This window comes from Solilutibacter silvestris, assembly GCF_050574925.1.
GTDB lineage: Bacteria > Pseudomonadota > Gammaproteobacteria > Xanthomonadales > Xanthomonadaceae > Solilutibacter > Solilutibacter silvestris_A.
The window spans coordinates 236,729-258,373 of the sequence record NZ_JBCMOO010000003.1 but is presented as its reverse complement, the minus strand read 5'-3'; the positions used below and the strand labels follow the sequence as shown (position 1 = coordinate 258,373).

General features: G+C 64.4%; 18 protein-coding genes, 1 tRNA gene and 1 pseudogene. 13 read left to right on the top strand and 7 right to left on the bottom strand.

The genetic code is table 11. The annotated features are described in order from the left end of the window. The first annotated feature begins 34 nt into the window (after positions 1-34). From ABE093_RS07935 to ABE093_RS07885, 11 genes and pseudogenes are all read left to right on the top strand, one after another. Positions 35-790 carry an SDR family oxidoreductase gene (locus tag ABE093_RS07935; protein ID WP_430760342.1) on the top strand — a complete coding sequence of 252 codons (756 nt, stop codon included), beginning with the start codon at positions 35-37 and terminating at the stop codon, positions 788-790. Beyond that, on the top strand, positions 784-2,256 hold the full coding sequence (locus ABE093_RS07930; protein ID WP_430760341.1) for an efflux transporter outer membrane subunit: 1,473 nt from the start codon (positions 784-786) through the stop codon (positions 2,254-2,256). The genes ABE093_RS07935 and ABE093_RS07930 overlap by 7 nt, the downstream gene beginning before the upstream one ends. Positions 2,257-2,509: 253 nt before the next feature. After that, positions 2,510-4,414 carry a threonine--tRNA ligase gene (gene thrS, locus ABE093_RS07925; RefSeq protein ID WP_430760340.1) on the top strand — a complete coding sequence of 635 codons (1,905 nt, stop codon included), beginning with the start codon at positions 2,510-2,512 and terminating at the stop codon, positions 4,412-4,414. A 62-nt stretch (positions 4,415-4,476) separates the two neighbouring features. Beyond that, entirely contained in the window at positions 4,477-5,004 is a 528-nt protein-coding gene (gene infC / locus ABE093_RS07920; RefSeq protein WP_430760629.1) for a translation initiation factor IF-3, read from the top strand. 174 nt (positions 5,005-5,178) lie between these two features. After that, the gene (gene rpmI, locus ABE093_RS07915) at positions 5,179-5,382 is read left to right on the top strand and encodes a 50S ribosomal protein L35 (protein ID WP_430760339.1); all 204 of its coding nucleotides are present in this window, start codon (positions 5,179-5,181) and stop codon (positions 5,380-5,382) included. A gap of 13 nt (positions 5,383-5,395) precedes the next feature. After that, a pseudogene (gene rplT / locus ABE093_RS07910) lies at positions 5,396-5,746 on the top strand (50S ribosomal protein L20); the annotation flags it as partial. A gap of 205 nt (positions 5,747-5,951) precedes the next feature. Beyond that, the gene (gene pheS / locus ABE093_RS07905; protein ID WP_430760338.1) at positions 5,952-6,947 is read left to right on the top strand and encodes a phenylalanine--tRNA ligase subunit alpha; all 996 of its coding nucleotides are present in this window, start codon (positions 5,952-5,954) and stop codon (positions 6,945-6,947) included. Further along, positions 6,944-9,319 (top strand): phenylalanine--tRNA ligase subunit beta, encoded by a 2,376-nt coding sequence (gene pheT, locus ABE093_RS07900; RefSeq protein ID WP_430760337.1) that lies wholly within the window; start codon positions 6,944-6,946, stop codon positions 9,317-9,319. The genes pheS and pheT overlap by 4 nt, the downstream gene beginning before the upstream one ends. 12 nt (positions 9,320-9,331) lie before the next feature. After that, positions 9,332-9,619 (top strand): integration host factor subunit alpha, encoded by a 288-nt coding sequence (locus ABE093_RS07895; RefSeq protein ID WP_430760336.1) that lies wholly within the window; start codon positions 9,332-9,334, stop codon positions 9,617-9,619. After that, entirely contained in the window at positions 9,612-9,992 is a 381-nt protein-coding gene (locus ABE093_RS07890) for a MerR family transcriptional regulator (protein WP_430760335.1), read from the top strand. Before ABE093_RS07895 ends, ABE093_RS07890 begins: the two co-directional genes overlap by 8 nt. Positions 9,993-10,023: 31 nt before the next feature. Then, positions 10,024-10,100: transfer RNA gene (locus ABE093_RS07885), tRNA-Pro, on the top strand. A gap of 146 nt (positions 10,101-10,246) precedes the next feature. On the opposite strand, the gene ABE093_RS07880 is transcribed toward ABE093_RS07885, so the two are convergent. The 7 genes from ABE093_RS07880 to ABE093_RS07850 all read right to left on the bottom strand — a co-directional run bounded on the left by ABE093_RS07880 (position 10,247) and on the right by ABE093_RS07850 (position 17,832). Then, a complete protein-coding gene (locus tag ABE093_RS07880) occupies positions 10,247-11,086 on the bottom strand; it encodes a cupin-like domain-containing protein (protein ID WP_430760334.1) in 840 nt (279 codons plus the stop codon). A gap of 103 nt (positions 11,087-11,189) precedes the next feature. Next, entirely contained in the window at positions 11,190-13,109 is a 1,920-nt protein-coding gene (gene dxs / locus ABE093_RS07875) for a 1-deoxy-D-xylulose-5-phosphate synthase (RefSeq protein WP_430760333.1), read from the bottom strand. A 59-nt stretch (positions 13,110-13,168) separates the two neighbouring features. Beyond that, entirely contained in the window at positions 13,169-14,257 is a 1,089-nt protein-coding gene (locus ABE093_RS07870; RefSeq protein WP_430760332.1) for a hypothetical protein, read from the bottom strand. A 78-nt stretch (positions 14,258-14,335) separates the two neighbouring features. Beyond that, entirely contained in the window at positions 14,336-15,010 is a 675-nt protein-coding gene (locus ABE093_RS07865; RefSeq protein ID WP_430760331.1) for an HNH endonuclease, read from the bottom strand. Positions 15,011-15,046: 36 nt separating this feature from the next. After that, positions 15,047-16,837: an acyl-CoA dehydrogenase C-terminal domain-containing protein gene (locus tag ABE093_RS07860; protein ID WP_430760330.1), complete on the bottom strand. Its 1,791-nt coding sequence runs from the start codon at positions 16,835-16,837 to the stop codon at positions 15,047-15,049. Between the two features lie 48 nt (positions 16,838-16,885). Next, positions 16,886-17,386, bottom strand: coding sequence for an LEA type 2 family protein (locus tag ABE093_RS07855; RefSeq protein WP_430760329.1), 501 nt, complete (start codon positions 17,384-17,386; stop codon positions 16,886-16,888). An 11-nt stretch (positions 17,387-17,397) separates the two neighbouring features. Further along, positions 17,398-17,832, bottom strand: coding sequence for a hypothetical protein (locus ABE093_RS07850; protein ID WP_430760328.1), 435 nt, complete (start codon positions 17,830-17,832; stop codon positions 17,398-17,400). A 139-nt stretch (positions 17,833-17,971) separates the two neighbouring features. On the opposite strand from ABE093_RS07850, the gene ABE093_RS07845 reads away from it, so the two are divergent. Both ABE093_RS07845 and ABE093_RS07840 read left to right on the top strand, forming a co-directional pair. Next, positions 17,972-20,419 (top strand): TonB-dependent receptor, encoded by a 2,448-nt coding sequence (locus tag ABE093_RS07845; protein ID WP_430760327.1) that lies wholly within the window; start codon positions 17,972-17,974, stop codon positions 20,417-20,419. Continuing rightward, positions 20,419-21,516 (top strand): glycerophosphodiester phosphodiesterase, encoded by a 1,098-nt coding sequence (locus tag ABE093_RS07840; RefSeq protein ID WP_430760326.1) that lies wholly within the window; start codon positions 20,419-20,421, stop codon positions 21,514-21,516. The genes ABE093_RS07845 and ABE093_RS07840 overlap by 1 nt, the downstream gene beginning before the upstream one ends. Positions 21,517-21,645: the final 129 nt, after the last annotated feature.

The following is a 21,645-nucleotide window of genomic DNA, read 5'->3' as shown; positions in this document are numbered from 1 at the left end:
GCGGGCGAAAGCCCGCCTCATCAAAGGAACTCCAATGTCTGCCAACAGCAATTCCAAACTCGCGCTCGTCACCGGGGCCACCCGCGGCATCGGTTTCGAGACCGCCCGCCAACTTGCCAGCCAGGGCGTGCACGTCCTGCTTGCCGGTCGCGATCGCGGCAAGGCGGTCGAAGCCTCGTTGAAGCTGCAAGCCCAAGGGTTGCCGGTCGAGGCGATCGCACTCGACGTCACCAAGCCCGACAGCATCGCCGCGGCCGCACAGGAAGTCGCGCAGAAGCACGGCAAGCTCGACATCCTCGTCAACAACGCCGGCATTCTGGTCGATGACGCCGCCAAGGGCGTGTCCGGCCAGTCGCTCGCGACCTGGCGAACCACCTTCGACACCAACGTGTTCGGCCTGATCGAAACCACGCAGGCCTTCCTGCCGCTGCTGAAGAAGTCGGATGCGGGCCGCATCGTCAACGTATCCAGCCTGCTAGGCTCGATCTCGGAACACCAGAACCCCGAGTCCTTCATCTATGAGTTCAAGGGTGTTCCGGCCTACAACGTGTCCAAGAGTGCGGTGAACGCATGGACGGTGCATCTGGCGCACGCACTGAAGGACACCGGAATCAAGGTCAACGCCATCCATCCTGGCTACGTGCAGACCGACATGAACAAGTCCGGTGATCAGCAGAACGGCGAATTGCCCGTGCCGGAAGGTGCGCGCACCAGCGTGCAGCTTGCGCTGGTCGGCAACGATGGCCCGACCGGTGGCTACTTCTACTTCGACCAGGTGCTGCCATGGTGAGCCTTGCTACCGTTCGACCGCTCGTCGTCGCCATCGCTTCGGCGATGCTGGCGGCCTGCGCGGTCGGGCCGAATCATGTCTATCCCGCGATGCAGGTACCCGAGCGTTTCGTGCAAGCGGAAGCGGGCACGGATGTCGCGACGGCCGATCATGCAACGAATGCGTTCGACAGCGAATTCTGGCGCGGCTTCAACGATCCGTTGCTGACGCGCCTGGTCGACGATGCCTTGTCCGCCAACCACGATCTGCGCATCGCGCTGGCCAATCTCGATCGCGCCAATGCGTTGCTGCGTGGCGCCAAGTTCGATTACCTGCCGACGATCACCGCGCAAGGGCAGGCGTCCGACAATCGCGCCAGCGCCGACCAGCAACCCGGTGTTTCGCGTGCCGATCGCGATTACGAAAGCTACAGCGTCGGTGCGCAGGCGTCGTGGGAACTCGATCTCTTCGGTCGCGTTCGCCGCAGCGTGGAAGCGCAACGTGCGGACCTGCACGCCTCGTCGGCAGACCTGCAGGCATTGCAGGTGGCGATCGTCGGTGAAGTCGCGAACACCTATGTCGCCCTGCGTGGATCGCAGGAGCGCCTGCGCGTGGCGCGCCAGAACGCCGACAACCAGGCGCAAACGCTGAAGCTGGTCGAGGCGCGCTTCAACGCCGGCCGTGGCACCGAATTCGACACCTCGCGTGCGCGTGCGCAACTGGAAGCGACGCGATCGCGGGTGCCGGCGCTGGAAGCGCAGGTCGCCGTGTCGATGCATCGGTTGGCGGTGTTGACCGGGCACATGCCGGAAGCCTTGATTCCCGAGCTCACGCCGTCGGGCGCGCTGCCGGTATTGCCGGCGCGCATCGATCCGTCGACGCCGGGCGACCTGCTGCGTCATCGCCCCGACGTCGCCGCGGCCGAACAGCGCCTGCATGCGGCGACCGCGCGGATTGGCGTGGCCACCGCCGACTTGTTCCCGCGCTTCACGCTCGGTGGGTTGATCGGTTCGCAGGCGGCAGGGACCGGCGCTTTGTTCTCCCGCGATAGCGAAACCCATCTGGTCGCGTTGGGGATCGACTGGTCCTTCCTCGATGTCGGTCGGGTCCGTGCCCGCATCAAGGCCGCGAATGCCGATGCCGAAGGCCAGCTGGCGCAATACGAGAAGACCGTGTTGCTGGCATTGGAGGACACCGAGAACGCATTGGTCCGCCACGACCGTGCGCGCAGCGAGGACGCGCATCTGGAGCAGGCGGCGCTCGACAGCGCGAAGGCGGCACAACTGGCGCGCTTGCGTTATCACGCCGGCGCCACCGACTTGTTCGAGGTGCTGGATGCCGAGCGCACCCAGCTGCAGGCGGAAGACGCCTTTGCCGATGCCCGCACCCGCAGCGTCGGCAGCGCGATCTCGCTTTATAAAGCGTTGGCCGGAGGCTGGCCGGATCGCCTCCCGGAACGCAGGAAACTCGCGGCGCGATCGCCGTGAGGGCAGGGGCCGGACCGGCTGGCAGGGGCCTCCCCCATTGACCCGCAGCCGCTCCGGCCCTATGTTTTCCTATCTCCACCGGACACGGGTGGCCTGCGGCGACGCCGGCCGAGCGTGCGACATGAGCACTACCACCGCCCATCGCTGAAGCGTCCCGAGGTCCCGATCAACGGCGCCCTCGTGGCGCCGTTTGCGTTTGTGGTCCGCTTGTTCCGGATCGAATTCCGAATTTCCAATAGCCAGTCTGCTTCCCATGATCAACATCACGCTCCCCGACGGTTCGCGCCGTGAATTCGACCATCCGGTCACCGTCGCCGAAGTCGCCGGTTCCATCGGCGCCGGCCTCGCCAAGGCCGCGTTGGCCGGCAAGGTCGACGGCCAGCTCGTCGATACCGGCTTCCGCATCGATCGCGACGCCGAACTCGCCATCGTCACCGACAAATCGCCGGAGGCGCTCGACATCCTCCGTCACTCCACCGCGCACCTGTTGGCGCAGGCGACGCAGCGGCTGTTCCCGGATACCCAGGTCACCATCGGCCCGGTGATCGACAACGGCTTCTATTACGACTTCGCGCGCAAGACGCCGTTCACCCCGGAAGACCTCGAGAAGATCGAGGCGGAGATGAAGAAGATCGTCGCCGAATCGCTGCCGGTGGCGCGCTCGGTGCTGTCGCGCGATGAGGCGGTGAAGTTCTTCCGCGGCAAGAACGAGGAATACAAGGCGCAGATCATCGAATCGATCCCGGCCAACGAGGAACTCTCCCTCTATACGCAGGGCGAATTCACCGACCTCTGCCGCGGCCCGCACGTGCCCAACACAGACAAGCTGCGCGGCTTCAAGTTGATGAAGGTCGCGGGCGCCTACTGGCGCGGCGACTCCAACAACGAGATGCTCCAGCGCGTCTACGGCACCGCCTGGCTCAACGACAAGGACCTCAAGGCCTACCTGACCCAGCTGGAAGAGGCCGAGAAGCGCGACCACCGCAAGATCGGCAAGGCCCAGGACCTGTTCCACCTGCAGGAAGAAGGCCCCGGCCTGGTGTTCTGGCATCCCAAGGGCTGGGCGATCTGGCAGATCGTCGAGCAGTACATGCGCCGCGTCTATCGCCAGACCGGCTATGGCGAGGTGCGCTGCCCGCAGATCCTCGACGTGTCGCTGTGGCAGAAGTCCGGCCACTGGGACAACTACAAGGACAACATGTTCTTCACCGAATCGGAGAAGCACACGTACGCGGTGAAGCCGATGAACTGCCCGGGCCACGTCCAGGTGTTCAACCAGGGCCTGCACAGCTACCGCGACCTGCCGATCCGCTACGGCGAATTCGGCGCCTGCCATCGCAACGAGCCCTCGGGCGCGCTGCACGGCATCCTGCGCGTGCGCGGCTTCACCCAGGACGACGGCCACATCTTCTGCACCGAAAACCAGATCGAGTCCGAGGTCCGCGACTTCCACCAGCAGGCGCTCAAGGTCTATTCCGATTTCGGCTTTACCGACATCCAGATCAAGATCGCGCTGCGCCCGGATTCCCGTCTCGGCGACGATGCGACGTGGGACAAGGCCGAGGACGCGCTGCGTTCGGCCCTGCGTGGCGCCGGGGTGGAATGGCAGGAACTGCCGGGCGAGGGCGCCTTCTACGGTCCCAAGATCGAGTACCACCTGAAGGACGCCATCGGCCGTACCTGGCAGCTCGGGACCATGCAGGTCGACTTCATGATGCCGGGCCGCCTCGGCGCGGAATATGTCGATGAAACCAGCCAGCGCAAGCATCCGGTGATGCTGCACCGGGCCATCGTCGGCTCGATGGAGCGCTTCATCGGCATCCTGATCGAGCATCATGCCGGCCAGTTCCCGGCGTGGCTGGCCCCGGTCCAGGCGGTGGTGATGAACATCACCGACGCCCAGGCCGAATATGCCGATCAGGTCCGCAAAACCCTTGCAGAGCAAGGCTTCCGGGTGGTTTCCGATTTGCGGAACGAGAAGATCGGCTATAAGATTCGCGAGCACACGCTGCAGCGCGTGCCTTACCTGCTGGTCGTGGGCGACCGCGAACGCGAGGAAGGCCGGGTTGCGGTGCGTACCCGCGGAGGCGAGGACCTGGGGACCCAGTCGATCGAAGACTTCGCAAACAGGCTGCGTACGGAACACGTACCAGGCTGATCACACAACCGGGCTGCGATGAGAAACGCGGCCCGGACCCAGAACCCTCCGGAGACCGCAACATCAGTACGCCCGTCGATAACAAGCAGAACCGCAAGAACAACGAAATCCGTGTCCCGCGCGTGCGCGTGATCGGGTCCGACGGCGAAATGGTCGGGGTGCTCTCGCGCGACGAAGCGCTGCAGATGGCCCAGGAGGAGGGTCTGGACCTTGTCGAAATCCAGCCGCAGGCCGATCCGCCGGTCTGCAAGATCATGGACTTCGGCAAGTTCAAGTTCGAACAGCAGAAGAAGGCCAACGAGGCCAAGAAGAAGACCAAGCAGGTCGAGATCAAGGAAGTGAAGTTCCGCCCGGTGACGGACGAGGGCGACTACCAGATCAAGCTGCGCAAGATGCGCGAATTCCTGGTCGAAGGCGACAAGATCAAGGTCAACATCCGCTTCCGTGGCCGCGAAATGAGCCACCAGGAGCTGGGCATGGAGATGGCCAAGCGCATCGAGGGCGACCTCGGCGAGGACGTGGTGATCGAGTCCCGCCCGCGCCTGGAAGGCCGCCAGATGGTGATGATGATCGCCCCGAAGCGGAAATAAGCCGCTTCTCCTTGCACCCCGTTCACCTTTCCGCCATACTAGGCGGCTCCCGGTTTGCCGGGACGGGCCTGCCGCGCCCGCACGGATAGCGGCTCGAACCCGACATGGGCATGGATGGAAAGAGGGGCTTCGCGGCTTCCGCCCGGTCAGTCAGAACACAACGAAGGAACTGTCATGTCGAAGGTCAAGATCAAGACCCATCGCGGCGCGGCGAAGCGATTCCGCAAGACCGCCAGCGGCAAATACAAGTGTGGCCATGCCAACCGCAGCCACATCCTCACCAAGAAGGCCACCAAGCGCAAGCGCAACCTCCGCCAGACGAACCACGTTCGTGCGGAAGACGCAGGTCGTTTGGACCGCATGCTGCCCTATCTCTGAGGAGGACTGAACAATGGCACGAGTCAAGCGTGGCGTGGTCGCACGTCGTCGTCACAAGAAAGTCCTGAAGGCTGCGAAGGGTTATTACAACGCCCGCCGCAAGGTCTTCCGCGTTGCCAAGCAGGCCGTCACCAAGGCCCAGCAGTACGCGTACATCGGTCGCAAGCTGAAGAAGCGCCAGTTCCGCAGCCTGTGGATCGCGCGTATCAATGCCGCGTCCCGCATGCATGGTCTGTCCTACAGCCGCTTCATGAACGGCCTGCTCAAGGCCGGCGTCACCCTCGACCGCAAGGTCCTGGCTGACATCGCCGTGCATGACATGCACGCGTTCGGCGTGCTGGCACAGACCGCCGCCAAGGCGCTGGGCATGGAAGTGAAGCAGCCGGAAAGCCTGCCCAAGTCGTACGTCATGGAACCGGCCAAGCCGGCCAAGGCGAAGAAGCAAGGCTGATCCACAGCCCTGACGCTGGTTGCGGTCTGCAACCGGCATCTTCGGATGATGGGGAAGGGCGCGAGTCCTTCCCCATTTTCATTTGTGGCACGCGGAACGCACCGATTATTCTTTGCACATGAGCGAACTCGACAATTTGCAGGCCCAGGCGCTGTCCGACATCGCCGCCGCCGCGTCTCCCGATGCGCTGGAACAGTTGCGCGTCGCGCTGCTGGGCAAGAACGGCAGCATCACCGGCCGCCTGAAGGCGCTGGGCACGCTGTCGCCCGACGAGCGCAAGCTGCAGGGCGAGGTGGTGAACCGCGTGCGCACCGTCGTCACCGACGCGTTGACCGCGCGCAAGCAGTCGCTGGACAGCGCCGCACTCGATGCGCGCCTCACCGGCGAAACGCTGGACATGACGCTGCCCGGCCGCGACGGCGCGATCGGCGGCATCCATCCGCTCAACCGCGCGCTGGAACGCATCGTCGACATCTTCGCGCGCCTCGGCTACGAACTCGCCGACGGCCCCGAGATCGAGGACGACTGGCACAACTTCGAGGCGCTCAATTTCCCGCCGCACCATCCGGCGCGCGCGATGCACGACACCTTCTACTTCGGCGACGGCCGCCTGCTGCGCACGCATACCTCGGGCGTGCAGGTGCGCTACATGCAGGAGATCAAGCCGCCGTTGCGGATGATCGCCGCCGGCAAGGTCTACCGCAGCGACAGCGACCAGACCCATTCGCCGATGTTCCACCAGGTCGAAGGCCTGCTGGTGGACGAACACGCGACGTTCGCCGATCTCAAGGGCACCATCGCCGAATTCCTGCGCGGCTTCTTCGAGCGCGATTTCGAGATGCTGTTCAAGCCGACCTACTTCCCGTTCGTCGAACCCGGCGCCGACGTCGTCATCAAGTGGGACACCGGTGATGGCGGTTCGCGCTGGCTGGAAGTGCTGGGCTGCGGCATGGTCCACCCTGAAGTGCTGCGCAATGTCGGCATCGATCCCGAGCGCTACACCGGTTTCGCTTTCGGCATGGGTGTCGAACGCCTGGCCATGCTCCGTTACGGCGTCAACGACCTGCGTGCGTTCTTCGAGAACGACGTGCGGTTCCTGAGGCAATTCGCATGAAGTTTTCCGAACGCTGGCTGCGCGCACTGGTCCCGACCACGGCGACGCGCGAACAACTGGAATCGACGCTCACCGCGATCGGCCTCGAGGTCGAGGGCAGCGAGCTGCTGGGGCAGGGCCTCGACAGCGTCGTGGTCGCGCAGATCCGCGAATGCGTGCGCCATCCCGAAGCCGATCGCCTGCAGGTCTGCACGGTCGATGCCGGATCGCACGGCGTACTGCAGATCGTCTGCGGTGCCCCCAATGCGCGCGCCGGACTGAAGGCGCCGCTGGCGATGGTCGGCGCGCAGATCGGCGACATCACCATCAAGGCGGCCAAGCTGCGTGGCGTCGAATCGAACGGCATGCTGTGTTCGGCCAAGGAGCTCGGCATCGATGCCGATGCTTCCGGACTGCTGGAACTGTCGGCTGACGCACCGATTGGCACCGCACTGGCCGATTACCTCGAATTGCCGGATGCGGTGATCGAACTCGGCCTGACGCCCAATCGCGCCGATTGCTTCTGCCTGCGCGGCATCGCCCGCGATGTCGCGGCTGCAACCGGCACTGCGCTGGCCGAACAGGCGATCGCCGCAGTACCGGCGCAGTCGACTGCAACGCTGCCCATCACCCTGGATGCCGGTGCCGATGCGCCGCGCTATGCCGGTCGCGTGATCGAAGGCGTCGACGCGAAAGCCGCGACGCCGCTGTGGATGGCCGAACGCCTGCGTCGCAGCGGCATCCGTCCCGTCAGCTTCCTCGTCGATGTCACCCAGTACGTGATGCTTGAACTTGGCCAGCCGATGCATGCCTTCGATCGTGATCGCCTGCAAGGCCCGATCGGTGTCCGCCACGCCCGCAAGGACGAAGCACTGAAGCTGCTCGATGGTCGCGACGTCACCGTCGACGAGGGGTTCCTCGTCATCACCGACAACGATCGCGCAGTCGCATTGGCCGGCGTGATGGGTGGCCATGACACCCGTGTCACCGATGACACCCGCAATGTGTTCCTGGAGGCCGCGCATTTCGCGCCGGCGGCGATCATCGGCCGTTCGCGCAAGCTTGGCATGCACACGGATGCATCGCATCGCTTCGAGCGTGGCGTCGATCCCGAATTGCCACGGCAGGCGATCGAACGCGCGACCGCGCTGATCCTGGAAGTCGCCGGCGGCACGCCGGGTCCGGTCGGCGAAGTCACCCGCGATGTCGACCTGCCGAAGCCGCAGCCGGTCGCGCTGCGCCGCGAGCGCCTGGCGCGCGTGCTCGGCGTGAAGATCGCCGACGGCGATGTCGAACGCATCCTGCATTCGCTCGGTTTCGCGGTCAACGCGACCGCCGATGGCTGGACCGCGATCGCGCCGACGTCGCGCTTCGATATCGCGATCGAGGAAGACCTGATCGAGGAAGTCGCACGCATCCACGGTTACGACGCCATCCCGACCACGCTGCCGGCCGGTGGTGCCGCCGTGCGCGCGCCATCGGAAACGCGCGTATCGGATAGCGCATTGCGCCGCCAGCTGGTCGCGCGCGGTTATCTGGAAGCGCTGACCTTCGCCTTCGTCGATGCCCGCCAGTTGCAGACCTGGCAGATGGAAGAGGGCAGCATCGCGCTGGCCAATCCGCTGAGTGCCGAACTGGCGGTGATGCGCACTTCGCTGGCGCCCGGTCTCGCCGAAGCGCTGGCGCGCAATGCTGCACGCCAGCAATCGCGCGTGCGCCTGTTCGAACTCGGCAATGTCTTTCACGCGACGGGCGATGCGCCGCTGCACACCCAGCGCATCGCCGCGATCGCCTGCGGCACTGCCGCCGACGAGCAATGGGGCGACGCCAACGGCAAGCGCGCGAACGACGTGTTCGACCTCAAGGGCGATCTCGATTCGCTGGCGGCGCTGGCCGGCGTTGCGCTGCAATATCGTTCCGCCCGATTGGCATGGGCGCATCCCGGGCGCTGCGCCGAAGTCCTGCGCGGCGATACCCGGATCGGCTGGATCGCCGAACTGCATCCGTCGCTGTGCGACGCGCTCGATCTTCCCGCGCGCACCTGCGCCTTCGAGGTCGATCTCGCGCCACTGGCCCGGCGCGATGTCCCGACATCGCGGCCGCTGTCACGTTTTCCGTCTGTGCGCCGCGACCTGGCGTTGGTGGTGCCGCGCGAACTCGAGTGGAAAGCGCTGGCGAGCACCGTGCATTCGGCCGCAGGCGAGTGGTTGCGCGACTTGATCCTGTTCGATGTCTATACCGGGACGGGCGTCGGAACCACTGAAAAAAGTTTCGCCATGGGCTTGATTCTGCAGGAAGAATCACGCACCCTGACCGACCAGGATGTCAATGCAGTCATCACAAGGGTGATCGATACTGCAGCATCCAGGCACGGAGCCGTAGTGCGCGGATAAGGGGAAGCAACAATGGCGTTGACGAAAGCTGAACTCGCCGACCGATTGCATGAAGAGGTCGGATTGAACAAGCGCGAGTCGAAGGAATTCGTCGATGCGTTCTTCCTGTCGTTGTCCGAAGCGCTCTCCGATGGCCGCCAGGTGAAGATGTCCGGTTTCGGCAACTTCGACCTGCGCCGCAAGAACGAACGTCCCGGGCGCAATCCGAAAACCGGTGTCGAGATTCCGATCACCGCGCGCACCGTGGTCACGTTCAAGCCGGGTCAGAAGCTCAAGGAGCGGGTGGAAGGACATGCTTGATCCCGGCAGCAACAAGGAACTTCCGCCAATCCCCGCGAAGCGCTACTTCACCATCGGTGAGGTCAGCGAGCTGTGCGACGTCAAGCCGCACGTGCTGCGTTACTGGGAAACCGAATTCCCGTCGCTGAAGCCGGTGAAGCGCCGCGGCAACCGCCGCTATTACCAGCGCTCCGACGTGATGATGGTGCGCCAGATCCGCGGCCTACTCTACGAACAGGGCTACACCATCAGTGGTGCGCGCCTTCGCCTCGAGGGCGATCAGGGCAAGGCCGTCGCCGTCGCTGCGTCCGGATCTGCGTCCTCGCCGGCCCAGGATTCGCTGCGCAGCCTGCGAATCGAGCTGGAACAGATCGCCGCCCTGCTGAAGCGCTGACCGACGATCGCGTCTATAATGGATGCCCTCTCGGGGTATAGCGCAGCCTGGTAGCGCACTTGTCTGGGGGACAAGTGGTCGTCGGTTCAAATCCGGCTACCCCGACCAATAATTGCTTACGAATCAGCGGCTTGTGATGATAAATCACGGCCGCTTTTTCGTTTACACCCTATCGTCACCCTATGCAGTGAGCGAATTTTTTCAAGATGCGCGATGGCGATGGCGGGCAATGGGCGACCACACCGGGTCGACTGTCAGGGAAGGACCAGACTGAGCATGTGCATGTAAAGGCCGACTGCCTTGCGCTTGACGTAAGGCACGCCGTCCCGGGCATGGCTCTGGGCATACCAGAGCCTGCGTTGATTCCAATTGAACGTGTCAAGCGTACTTTCGGCGATCGCGATGCTGGGCTGGTTGATATGCGTTGCATGCCACCAGCCTGCGGGCAGGAACAGGGTTTCGCCTTCGGCAATGGTCAGCCGGGTTGGATCGGCGCGGGCGAATTCCGGATAGACCGCAGGGTCCACATGGTACGGGTCGGGAATCAGCGAATGGTTGTCCTGTTGTGGATTGGGATATAGAAAACGCGTATCGCCCGGCGCAAAAAGTATCGCGTCCTTGGGTCCATGCACTTGCGAAATGAAGACGTGCAGGTAGCTGTAGTCCCAATGCAACTTGCGGAAGCCGCTGCCTTTCGCGCCGATGAACAGCGCGACCTTTCCTCGATCCAGGCGCATCGAGCGGGGCAGTAGGCGGCTGTCGAGCAAGTTGTCCCTGGCAACATCAATGCGACCGACATCCGCCCAAAGTTCCGGGAATTGCTCATCCAGCTTCACTTCCTTCAGGTAGGGCGTGTTGTCCTGTCCCTCATTGCGCTTCAGGTCGTCGATGAAGTCGCCGATGCGATGGGACTTGCGATCGAAGGAAACCTGCTTGTCGGCGTAATGCTCGGCGAAGTAATCCAGGCTCCACTTCCGTCGGGCCGGCCAGTGATCGATGGCATCGGTCAGGATGACCGGGCGCGAACGGGCGACGTATTGGGTTCGGAAATCCGATTGGCTAAGGCCAGCACGGCGATCAATCTGAATCGGCATAGGGTCCTCCCTGAAAGCCATCACCATCGGCATCCTGTCCGACGATCCTTAGCGTATCAGAAGTCAAATACCCCGGTTCCCGGGGTGTTTGATGCCATGTCGCCTATCTGCCGGCGCGCAATCGCCCGTCTTGCTGCTGAGGAAAACGCGCTTCGATCGCCTTGCGGATACCTGCGGCATCGAGTCCTGCTTCGCTCAGCAGATCCTCGCGGCTGGCGTGATGCTGGAAGGCATCCGGCAATCCCAGGTGCAGGATCGGCATCGTGATTCCGGCATCCGCCAGCAATTCCGCCACGCCGGAGCCGGCGCCGCCGGCGACGACGTTGTCCTCAAGGGTGACGAAAGCGTCGTGCGTCTTCGCCAGCTCAAGGATGAGCTCGCGATCCAGCGGCTTCACGAAACGCATGTTGACCACGGTGAACCCAGATTCCGCGCCGACCGTTTGCGCTGCCGGCACGATGGCACCGAACGCCAGCAACGCGATCCGTTGCCCGCGCTGTTTCACTTCGGCCTTGCCGATCGGCAGCGTGGCGAGGCCGGATTGCACGGCGACGCCGGGACCGGTGCCGCGCGGGTAACGCACGGCTGCAGGTCCGTTGAATTCGAACCCGGTACTCAGCATCTTGCGGCATTCGTCCTCGTCGGACGGCGCCATCACCACCATGTTGGGCACGCAGCGGAGATAGGAGAGATCGAGATTGCCGGCGTGCGTCGCGCCGTCGGGACCGACCACGCCGCCGCGATCGATCGCGAACAGCACGTCGAGGTTCTGGATCGCGACATCGTGCACCAGCTGGTCGTAACCGCGCTGCAGGAAGGTCGAGTAGATCGCGACGACCGGCTTCGCGCCTTCACAGGCCATGCCCGCCGCCAGCGTCACCGCATGCTGTTCGGCGATGGCGACGTCGAAATAGCGATCGGGATATTCCTTGCTGTAACGCACGAGGCCCGAGCCTTCGCGCATCGCCGGCGTGATCGCGAGCAGTTTCGGATCGCTTGCCGCCATATCGCACAGCCAGTCGCCGAAAACATCGGTATAGGTCGGTTTCTTCACCGCCCCCGGCTTCGACACCATGCCCTGCTCGGGATCGAAGGGCGATACCGCGTGGTAGCCGATCTGGTCGGCTTCGGCGCGTTCGTAGCCCTTGCCCTTGGTCGTGATGACGTGCAGCAGCTGCGGACCCTTCAGGGTCTTGAGCGTGTTCAGCGTATCGACCAGCGCGTTGACGTCGTGGCCGTCGATCGGACCGGTGTAGTGGAAGCCCATTTCCTCGAACAGCGTGGATGGCACGAACATGCCCTTCCAGTGTTCTTCCCAGCGCTTGACGAAACGCGCCGGGGCCTTGTCCTTGTCGCCCAGCAATTTCTTGCCGCCTTCGCGGATGGCATTGAGCGTGCGGCTGCCGGTCATGCGGCCGAGCATCTTGGTCAGTCCGCCAACGGCTTCGCTGATCGACATGCGGTTGTCGTTGAGGATCACCAGGATGTCGGGATCCTGGTCCATGCCGCCGGCGTGATTGAGCGCTTCGTAGGCCATGCCTGCGGTCATCGCACCGTCGCCGATCACCGCGACCACCTTGCGATCGTTGCCGGCGTTGCCATCTTTGAGACGGCTTGTTGCGATCGCCATGCCGAGCGCGGCGGAAATCGATGTCGAGGAATGGCCGACGCCGAAAGTGTCGTAGATCGACTCCTCGCGCTTGGGGAACGGCGCGATGCCGTCCTTCTGCTTGACGGTATGGATGGCGTCGCGGCGACCGGTGAGGATCTTGTGCGGGTAGGCCTGGTGGCCGACGTCCCAGACGATGCGGTCTTCCGGCGTGTCGTACAGGAAGTGCAGCACGGTGGTGAGTTCGACCACGCCAAGGCCGGCGCCGAAGTGGCCGCCGGACTTGCCGGCCGATTCGATCAGGTAGGCGCGCAGCTCATCGGCGATGGCGCGCAGTTCGCTTGCATCGAACTTGCGGAGGTCGGCGGGGGAATCGATCCGCGACAGGCGCGGATAACGGTCGGCATCGATCATTCCGCCATTTTACGACCACGCGGGAAGGCGCGGTGTCGCCGGTGTGAAGCGGAGCGGAATCAGCCGCGCAGGGCGGCGAGAATGCCCGGCGCCGGCACGTTGGCGCCGTCCACGCTGGCGGCTGCGAAACCGGTCGCGAGATTGGCGTTGACGAAGTCGGCGACGTCGGTGGCCGGGACGCTGGCCGCCACGGCGATTTCCTCGACGGTCGCCGGGCCCTTCATCATCGCGGTGGCGATGCGGAAGTGCTTGGGGTATTCGCGCTCGGTCTGCGGCCATTTGGTGAGCTGGTAATGGGCGTGCTCGGGCAGGCCAGCGACCACGCGGCCATTGCCGGCGAGCAGGCCGGCCAGCCACACCAGGCGCGTCAGCGGCTGTGCTTGGTCCGACGACCAATCGGCATCGGCGAGCGGACGCAGTTCGTTTTCGGCCACCGGGGCGTCGAAATAGGCGATCAGCGGCTTGAGGCCAGTCGGTCCCTGGTATTCGCGGCGACCGGGGTGAATGCGCAATTCGGGGCCGTCGCCGCGCTGGAACACGACCGCACCCTTCAGGGCGCCTGGCGCCAGCCAATCGGCGAGAGTCGGTTGGTGGACCGGTTCCGGCGCGACATTGACAGCCACCGGTGCCGGCACGGGGGCCGGATGCGGCGCGCTGACGGCTGCAGCGGGCGAGGGCGGCAGGTGATCCTGCTGCGTCGGCGCGGGGGTGGTGCCGGCCGGCGTTGCAGGCTGCAGTGGCGCGATCTCTTCAACCACTGGCTGCGCGGCGACGGGTGCGGGGGCAGGCACGGGAGCAGGTGCCGCAGGCTCCGGTTCCACGGCGACGGCTTGTGCGCCGCGCTGATCGGCGAGCATGCCCAGCAGGTTGGCGAATTCGATGTGGTCGAGCGGTTTGGCGAGGCGCGAGTCGGACTGCGTGCGCGTGGCCTGGGTATAGCCGATGACATGCTTTCCGGCGTTGTGGAGCTGCATGAAGCTCATCGGCCCGTACAGGCTGTCCATGTCGACGATGACGAAATCGGCATCGTTGCCCGAGTCCGCCACTTCGAAACGGTTGCCGGCGGCCTGGTTGGCGGCCTGGAATGCCTCGGTCAACGCGGCCTGCGTTTGGCCATCCATGCCCGTCATGCCCAGCTTCAACTTCATCGAACCACCGATACGACCGGAAACCGATGATTCTAGGGGCGTAACGCGCCGATCTACCAGTGTGCGGTTGCCGTTTTGTTAATGGCGTGGCGATTTCTTCGGCAGTTGTGCCTTCAGGAATTCCATCTGGTCGGCAAGAATGTGACGATTGCTGAGAATCAGGTGCTCGATCCAGCTCGGCCGGTAGGGGATGGCCAGCAATGGCATCGCGGCTTGCTGTGGCGTGCGGTTGCCCTTGCGCGAATTGCAGCTGACGCAGGCCGTGACCACGTTCTCCCACACGTCCCTGCCGCCGCGCGAGACCGGCTGCACATGGTCGCGGGTCAGCAGGCTGCGGCTGTAGCTGCTGCCGCAATACATGCACAGGTGCTGGTCGCGGGCGAACAGCGCCGGATTGGTGAGTGCCGGCGTCGGCATGCCGGGACGGCCGCGGGCGTGGTTGCGGGCGGCGATGATCGGATGCAGCAGCAATTCGCTTTGTTCGCCGGTCAGGCGCGAGGTGCCGCCGTGCAGGGTGATGCAGGGGTCGCCCAGGGTCCAGGCGACGGCGTCACGGGCGTAGAGGCAGGCGGCGTCCTGCCAGCTGATCCAGTCGAGGGCCTGTCCATGCGAATCCAGCGCAAGCAGGCGCACGACGCTTGCGCGCCGGATCTCGGTAACAGGGGACAGGGTGCCCAATGCCGGCTCCGCGTTGGAGGCGGCCAGTTGCAGACGACGATGCGTGTGCGCTGGCTCCATACGGGGAGTCAGCATATACCTGATTGTTGACGTTTTGTGTACGGCGCCTGTTCAGTCCCCGAACAACTCCGCGGGCATCGCCATCAGCGGGGCGGCGCCGGATTCGATCGCGGCCTTGTGCGACAGGGTGCGCGGCAGCATGCGGGCGAAATAGAAGCGCGCGGTATCGAGCTTGGCCTGCTTGAAAGCCGCGGTCTGTGCCGATGCATTCGCAGCGGCGATGCTCCGCGCCCACCAGTAGGCCAGCACCACGTAACCCGAATAGAACAGGTAATCGGTGCTGGCGGCCCCGAGTTCTTCCGGGTTCTGCGCCGCGCGCTGGAGGACGCCGGTGGTCAGCTGCGCCCACTCCGCGGCCTTGGCCTTGAGCGGGCCGATGAATTCGGCGAGGGCGGCATCGCCTTCGTGCTGTTTCGCGAAGTCTTCGATCATCGCGATGAACAGCTTCAATCCGGCGCCTTGCGTCGATGCCGTCTTGCGGCCGATCAGGTCGAGCGACTGGATGCCGGTAGTGCCTTCGTACAACGTGGTGATGCGGGCATCGCGCGCCAGTTGTTCCATGCCGTGTTCGCGGATGTAGCCGTGACCGCCGAAGCACTGCAGCGCGTTGTAGGTGTTCTCGATGCTCCACTCGGTCTGGCAGGCCTTGGCGATCGGCGTCAGAAAGCCGACCAGCGTTTCGGCTTGCGCGCGTTCGTTCGCATCCTTGGCATGATGCGAGGCATCAAGCAGCGAGTACGCGTGCAGCGCCAGCAGGCGGCTGCCTTCGACCAGCGACTTGATCGACAGCAGCATGCGCCGCACGTCGGGGTGGACGATGATCGGATCGGCCGGCTTTTCCGGGAATTTCGCGCCAGAGAGCGAGCGCGTCTGCAGGCGTTCGCGCGCGTAGCGCAAGGCGTTCTGGTAGGCGCGTTCGCTGAGTCCCAGGCCCTGCAGGCCTACGCCGAGGCGCGCGGAATTCATCATCACGAACATCGCCTGCAAGCCCTTGTTGGCCTCGCCGACCAGCCAGCCCTGCGCGCCATCGAAGTTCATCACGCAGGTGACGGAACCGTGGATGCCCATCTTGTGTTCGATCGAGCCGCAACGCAGTGCGTTGCGCTCCCCCATTGCGCCATCCTTGCCGACCTTGAACTTCGGCACCACGAACAGCGAGATGCCCTTGGGGCCGGGCGGTGCATCGGGCAGGCGAGCGAGCACGAGGTGCACGATGTTCGGAACGAGATCGTGTTCGCCGCAGGTGATGAAGATCTTGGTGCCAGTGACGGAATAGCTGCCATCGGCATTGGGTTCGGCGCGGGTCTTCAGCAGGCCGAGGTCGGTGCCGGCGTGCGGTTCGGTCAGGCACATGGTGCCGGTCCAGCGGCCTTCCACCAGCGGACGCAGGAAGGCTTCCTTCTGCCACTCCTCGCCGTAGCGGTTGAGCGCTTCGACCGCGCCATGCGACAGCATCGGGAAGTTGCCCCAGGCGAGGTTTGCGGCATCGACCATTTCGGTCAGCGCCGCGCCCAGCACCTCGGGCATGCCCTGGCCGCCGTAGTTGGGATCGTTGGTGAGGCCGGTCCAGCCGCCCTCGACGAACTGGTCGAAGGCCTGCTTGAAGCCGGGGGGCGCGACGACATCGCCGGTCGCGGGATCGAACTTGCAGCCGACCTCGTCGCCGATGGCGTTGATCGGCGCGAGCGCGGTCTCGGTGAAGCGCGCGGCTTCTTCCAGCACCGCATCGACGATGTCGGGCGTGACTTCGTCGTAACCGAGTGCTGCAAATTCGCGGTCGACGCCGAGCACGTCGTGGAGGGCGAAGCGCAGGTCGGCGAGGGGAGCTTTGTAGGTACTCATGGGCTGGAATCCGGCGGAGTCAGGTCAAGCATACCCTAGCGTATTGTTCTAGCGCAGGACGCCGGGCAGGCCGGGCACCGGGTTGAGCTGGTTCTTGCCGTCGATGGTGTAGCTGCGCTGCTTGTTGCCCTCGGGCGTCACCTGGACATCGCCCTTCAGCGTGTAGTTGATGCCCTGTCCGGAAGCGAGGACATCGGCCATCACCAGCCGTCCCGCACCATCGGGGACATGGCTGATGGTGGCGAGATCGCCGGACTCGCCCGGAATCGACAGTGCGGGGGTGGCCTTGAGATGTCCGGCCGGCTGGCCGTTCACTTCCAGAGCGAGATCGATCGTGTCGAAACGCATCGCCATGCTGCTGTAGTTCTGCAGGCGCAACTGCACCTGCCAATTGCCGCGTGCGTCCACCGTCAATTGCTGGATGCTCGCGGCGGGCTCCGAAACGCGCTTGCCGCCAGTGGAAGAACAGGCAGCGAGCAACAGCGCCAGGCCGATGGCGAGGACGGCTTTGTAATTGCCCGTTCCCGGGGTGCGTTTCGATGCGTGCATGGAAGACCTTTTCATGGGTAGACGTAGATCGCCAGGGCGTTGCCGTTCTTGCGGGTGGTCGGGATCGAAATGCCAACCCCGGTGCCGATGCCGACACGCCCGCCACCATAACCGCCGCCGACGGAGACGCCAGTGCCACCGCCGCTGGTTTCATTGGCGATGCCCTGCAGGATGATGCCGTTGGCGCCGAGCTTCGCGGCTTCTTCCTTCAATCGCGCGACGACCTTGTCGGTCTTCTGCTGCGAGGTCATCGCGAACGATTGCGAGCTGATGGCATCGATGACCGCGATCTGTTCGTAGCGGCCCTGCGGCGGCTCCGAATACAGCTTCACCTGGTCGGGCGAAATGGCCGGGCGCGCTGCGCCGGTCAGCACGTGCGAAGACGTCGCGCACCCGGCAAGGCCGAGGGCAAGAAGCAACAGAAATACCCGCAGGATCGGTTTCATCTTGTTCTCCCGTCGCCGGCGTTTGCGGGCGATCGGCGCAAGCCTACGCCAAAACCCGTCTTAACCGTATTGACATGTTGCGCTCTTAGCTTGGTGCGTTCATTCGCGGCACAGCACCGCCAAGTCCAGGGATCGCTTCATGTCGAACATCGCGTCGTTCCGCCCATTCCCGCAGCACCCACTTGCACGCGCGCTGCGCAATGCGCTGCTCTGTGCATGCGCGTTCGCCCCGATGGCCGCGTTCGCCGCCGAGCCCACCCAGAGCACGAGCGTTCCCGATGCCGCGAAGGACGACAAAGCCGTCGCGACGCAGGCGGATGCCGCACCATCGAGCCTTGGCACGGTGGTGGTCAGCGCCAAGGGTTCGACGCGATCGGCGGTGTCGATCTCCGGCACGGAAATCCAGAAAATCCAGCCCGGCGCGAGTCCGCTCAAGGCGATCCAGACGCTGCCGGGCGTGCTGTACACGACCGCCGATCCGTGGGGCAACAATGAGCAGAACACATTGCTGTTCGTGCACGGGTTCAGCACGCAGCAGCTGGGGTTCACGCTCGATGGCGTTCCGCTCGGCGACCAGCAGTACGGCAACTACAACGGCCTCTCGCCGCAGCGCGCGATCATCAGCGAGGACGTCGGTTCGGTGACGCTGTCATCGGGTGCCGGCGATCTTGCCACCGCATCGACTTCGAACCTGGGCGGCACCGTCGCCACGCATTCCTCCGATCCGGCGAAGAAGGCCGGCGTCAGGTTCGCGCAGACGATCGGCAGCTACAACACGACCCGCACCTACCTGCGTGGCGACAGCGGCGAACAGAACGGCAATTCGATTTACGCCGCGATCATGCACCAGGACCAGCAGGCCTGGGATTTCAAGGGCCACCAGCGCGGCTGGCAGGGCGACGGCAAATTCGTGCACAACGGCAATGCCGGCAAGTTGACGGTCTACGCCGCGTATTCCGACAAGATCGAACCGAACGAGGACAGCCTGTACCACGGCACGCCGGCGGGAGAGGGCAGCAGCCATCGCGACAACCGGCCGTTCATGTATCCGGATTTCTCGCGGGCCCTGGCCTACCTCGGCGCGAACGGTGCACCGCCGGCGGCGGACGGCAACAACTACCTCAACTATTACAGCGACGCGCAGCGCACGGACTTCCTCACCTACGTCAAGTACGACTGGAAGTTGAGCAACGCGTTCACCTGGTCCAACCAGGTCTACTTCCATCACGATGACGGTGTCGGCGTGGTCGCGGGTCCGCTCAACGCAGCCGGCCTGCCGAAACTGTTCGGCGTCTACTTCCCGGGGCAGAACCTGAAGCAGGTGTTCGGCAACTCCGGTTACGCGACGCGCACCACCGAATATGAAATCAATCGCCAGGGCTGGCTGTCGTCGCTCGACTGGCGCATCGGGAATCACCAGGTCAATGCCGGCCTGTGGTACGAGAAGATCGCTTCCTCGACGCGCCGCCGCTGGTATGCGCTCGACGTCAACAATCCGAGCACGCCGTACCAGCGCCCGCTCGATCTCGCCGATCCGCTGATCACCCAGTACCACAGCGAAATCCGCAACGAAGTGGTGCAGGCATATATCCAGGATGCCTGGCATGTCAGCGACAGTTTCACGCTGCAGGCCGGATTCAAATCGAGCTACCAGTTCGCCCACGGCACGGTGCCGGTGCAACCGTTGCCCAATTCGACGGCCGGTTTCCTGCAAATGCCGGAGGGCCGCATTTACACGCGCGGGAAGTTCCTGCCGCAGGTCGGCGCGCTGTGGAACATCACGTCGGGCGACGAGCTGTTCGTGAACATCCAGAAGAACATGCGCCAGTTCATCACCTACGGCGGGGGCGGCTTGTCGCCGTGGAGCCTCGGCAGCCAGGATCTGTTCAACACTTTCAAGCGCAATGTCTCGCCGGAAACCGCATGGGCCTATGAAGGCGGCTGGCGCTTCCAGCACGGCCTGCAACTGGGACCAATCACCGGTATCGACGGGCAGGTCAGCGCCTACCACGTCAATTTCTCCAACCGCCTGCTTGCGGTCGGGGCGTCTGCAGGCTTCACGACGATCAATCCGGGTGCGGTGATCATCAACAACGTGGGTGGGGTGAAGACGGACGGCGTCGACTTCGCCGCGACACTGCACTTCGGCGAGCACTTCAGCTTCTACGATGCGGTGTCGTTCAATCGCTCGCGCTACCAGGACGACTATCTCTCCGGGACCACGGTCGTGCCGACCGCCGGCAAGAACGTCCCGGCAAGCCCGGACTGGATGAACAAGTTCGTCGCCAGCGCGCAATTCGGTGCGTTCGATGCGCAACTGGTCGGCGATTACGTCGGCAAGCGCTACGCGACCTATACCAACGACCTGTCGGTGCCGAGCTATTTCCTGCTCAATGCCCAAGCTTCGTATGCGTTGCCGATCCGTGCGGGCTGGTTGCACGATGCCAAATTGAGCCTCAACGTCAGCAACCTCGCCAACAGGAAGGGCATTTACGAGGTTCTCACCACCGCAGCGTCGGGTACCTACAACACCTATCCGATCCCGCCACGGCAATGGTTCCTGACCTTCTCGACCAAGCTGTTCTGATGAAACTCGATCGCCGCACTTTTCTTGCAGCCGGCGCTGGCGCCGTTGTCGTAGCAGGCTTGCCGGGCAAGCTGTCGGCCGCGCCGCAGCGTCGCGCCGAAGTGTTCGGCCATCGTGGCGCCTGCGCGTTGCGGCCGGAACACACGCTGGCCTCGTACGCCAAGGCGATCGCCGATGGCGCGGATTACATCGAACCCGATCTCGTCAGTACGAAGGACGGCGTGCTGGTGGCGCGTCACGAGGACGAGATCGGCACGACCACCGACGTCGCTTCGCGTCCCGAATTCGCGGCGCGCCGCACCAGCAAGACCGTCGACGGGGAGACGTTCACCGGCTGGTTCGTCAGCGATTTCACGCTGGCGGAATTGAAGACGCTGCGCGCGAAGGAACGCATCCCCGACGTGCGCGCGGCGAACACCGCCTACGACGGCCAGTTCCAGGTGCCGACGTTCGAGGAAATCATCGAATTTGTCGCGGCGCAGTCGGCCACCATCGGGCGCGTCGTCGGCATCATCCCCGAGCTCAAGAACTCGACGTTCTTCCGGTCGATCGGCCTGCCGCTCGAAGACCGCTTCCTTGCGGTGCTGGACGGGCATGAATACACGCGACGCGCGCCGGTGGAAATCCAGTCGTTCGAGATCGCCAACCTCAGGTATTTGCGCGGGAAGCTCGGCAAGCGCGGCAACATCCGCATCATGCAGTTGACCGGCGACCCACGGAAATCGCCGGCCGACGTGGTTGCCGCTGGCGGCAGGACGCCATGGGCGGAGATCACCAGTGCGGCAGGACTCAGGGAAGTCGCCAAGTACGCCGATGTGATCGCGCCCAACGTGCAGGTACTGATTCCGCGCGATGCCGATGGCCGCCTCGGCCAGCCGACCTCGGTGATCCGCGATGCCCACGCCGTGGGCCTGCTTGTGCACACGTGGACGTTCCGCCCCGAGAACCGCTTCCTGCCCAGGGACTTCCGCAACGGTGCGGGCGACAACGCGCGCAATGTCGAAGGGTCCATCAAGGAAATCCGGCGCTATCTCGACGCCGGGATCGACGGATTCTTCACCGACGATCCCGCGGTGGGGCGCATGGCCCTGGCTTGAGTTGGAGACAAGAAAAAAGCCCGCATCGCTGCGGGCTTTTTCGGATCATGGTGGCCAGGGAGGGAATCGAACCCCCGACACGGGGATTTCGACTGCTTCCGGAAATGGAGCCATTCAATGACTAGCCAC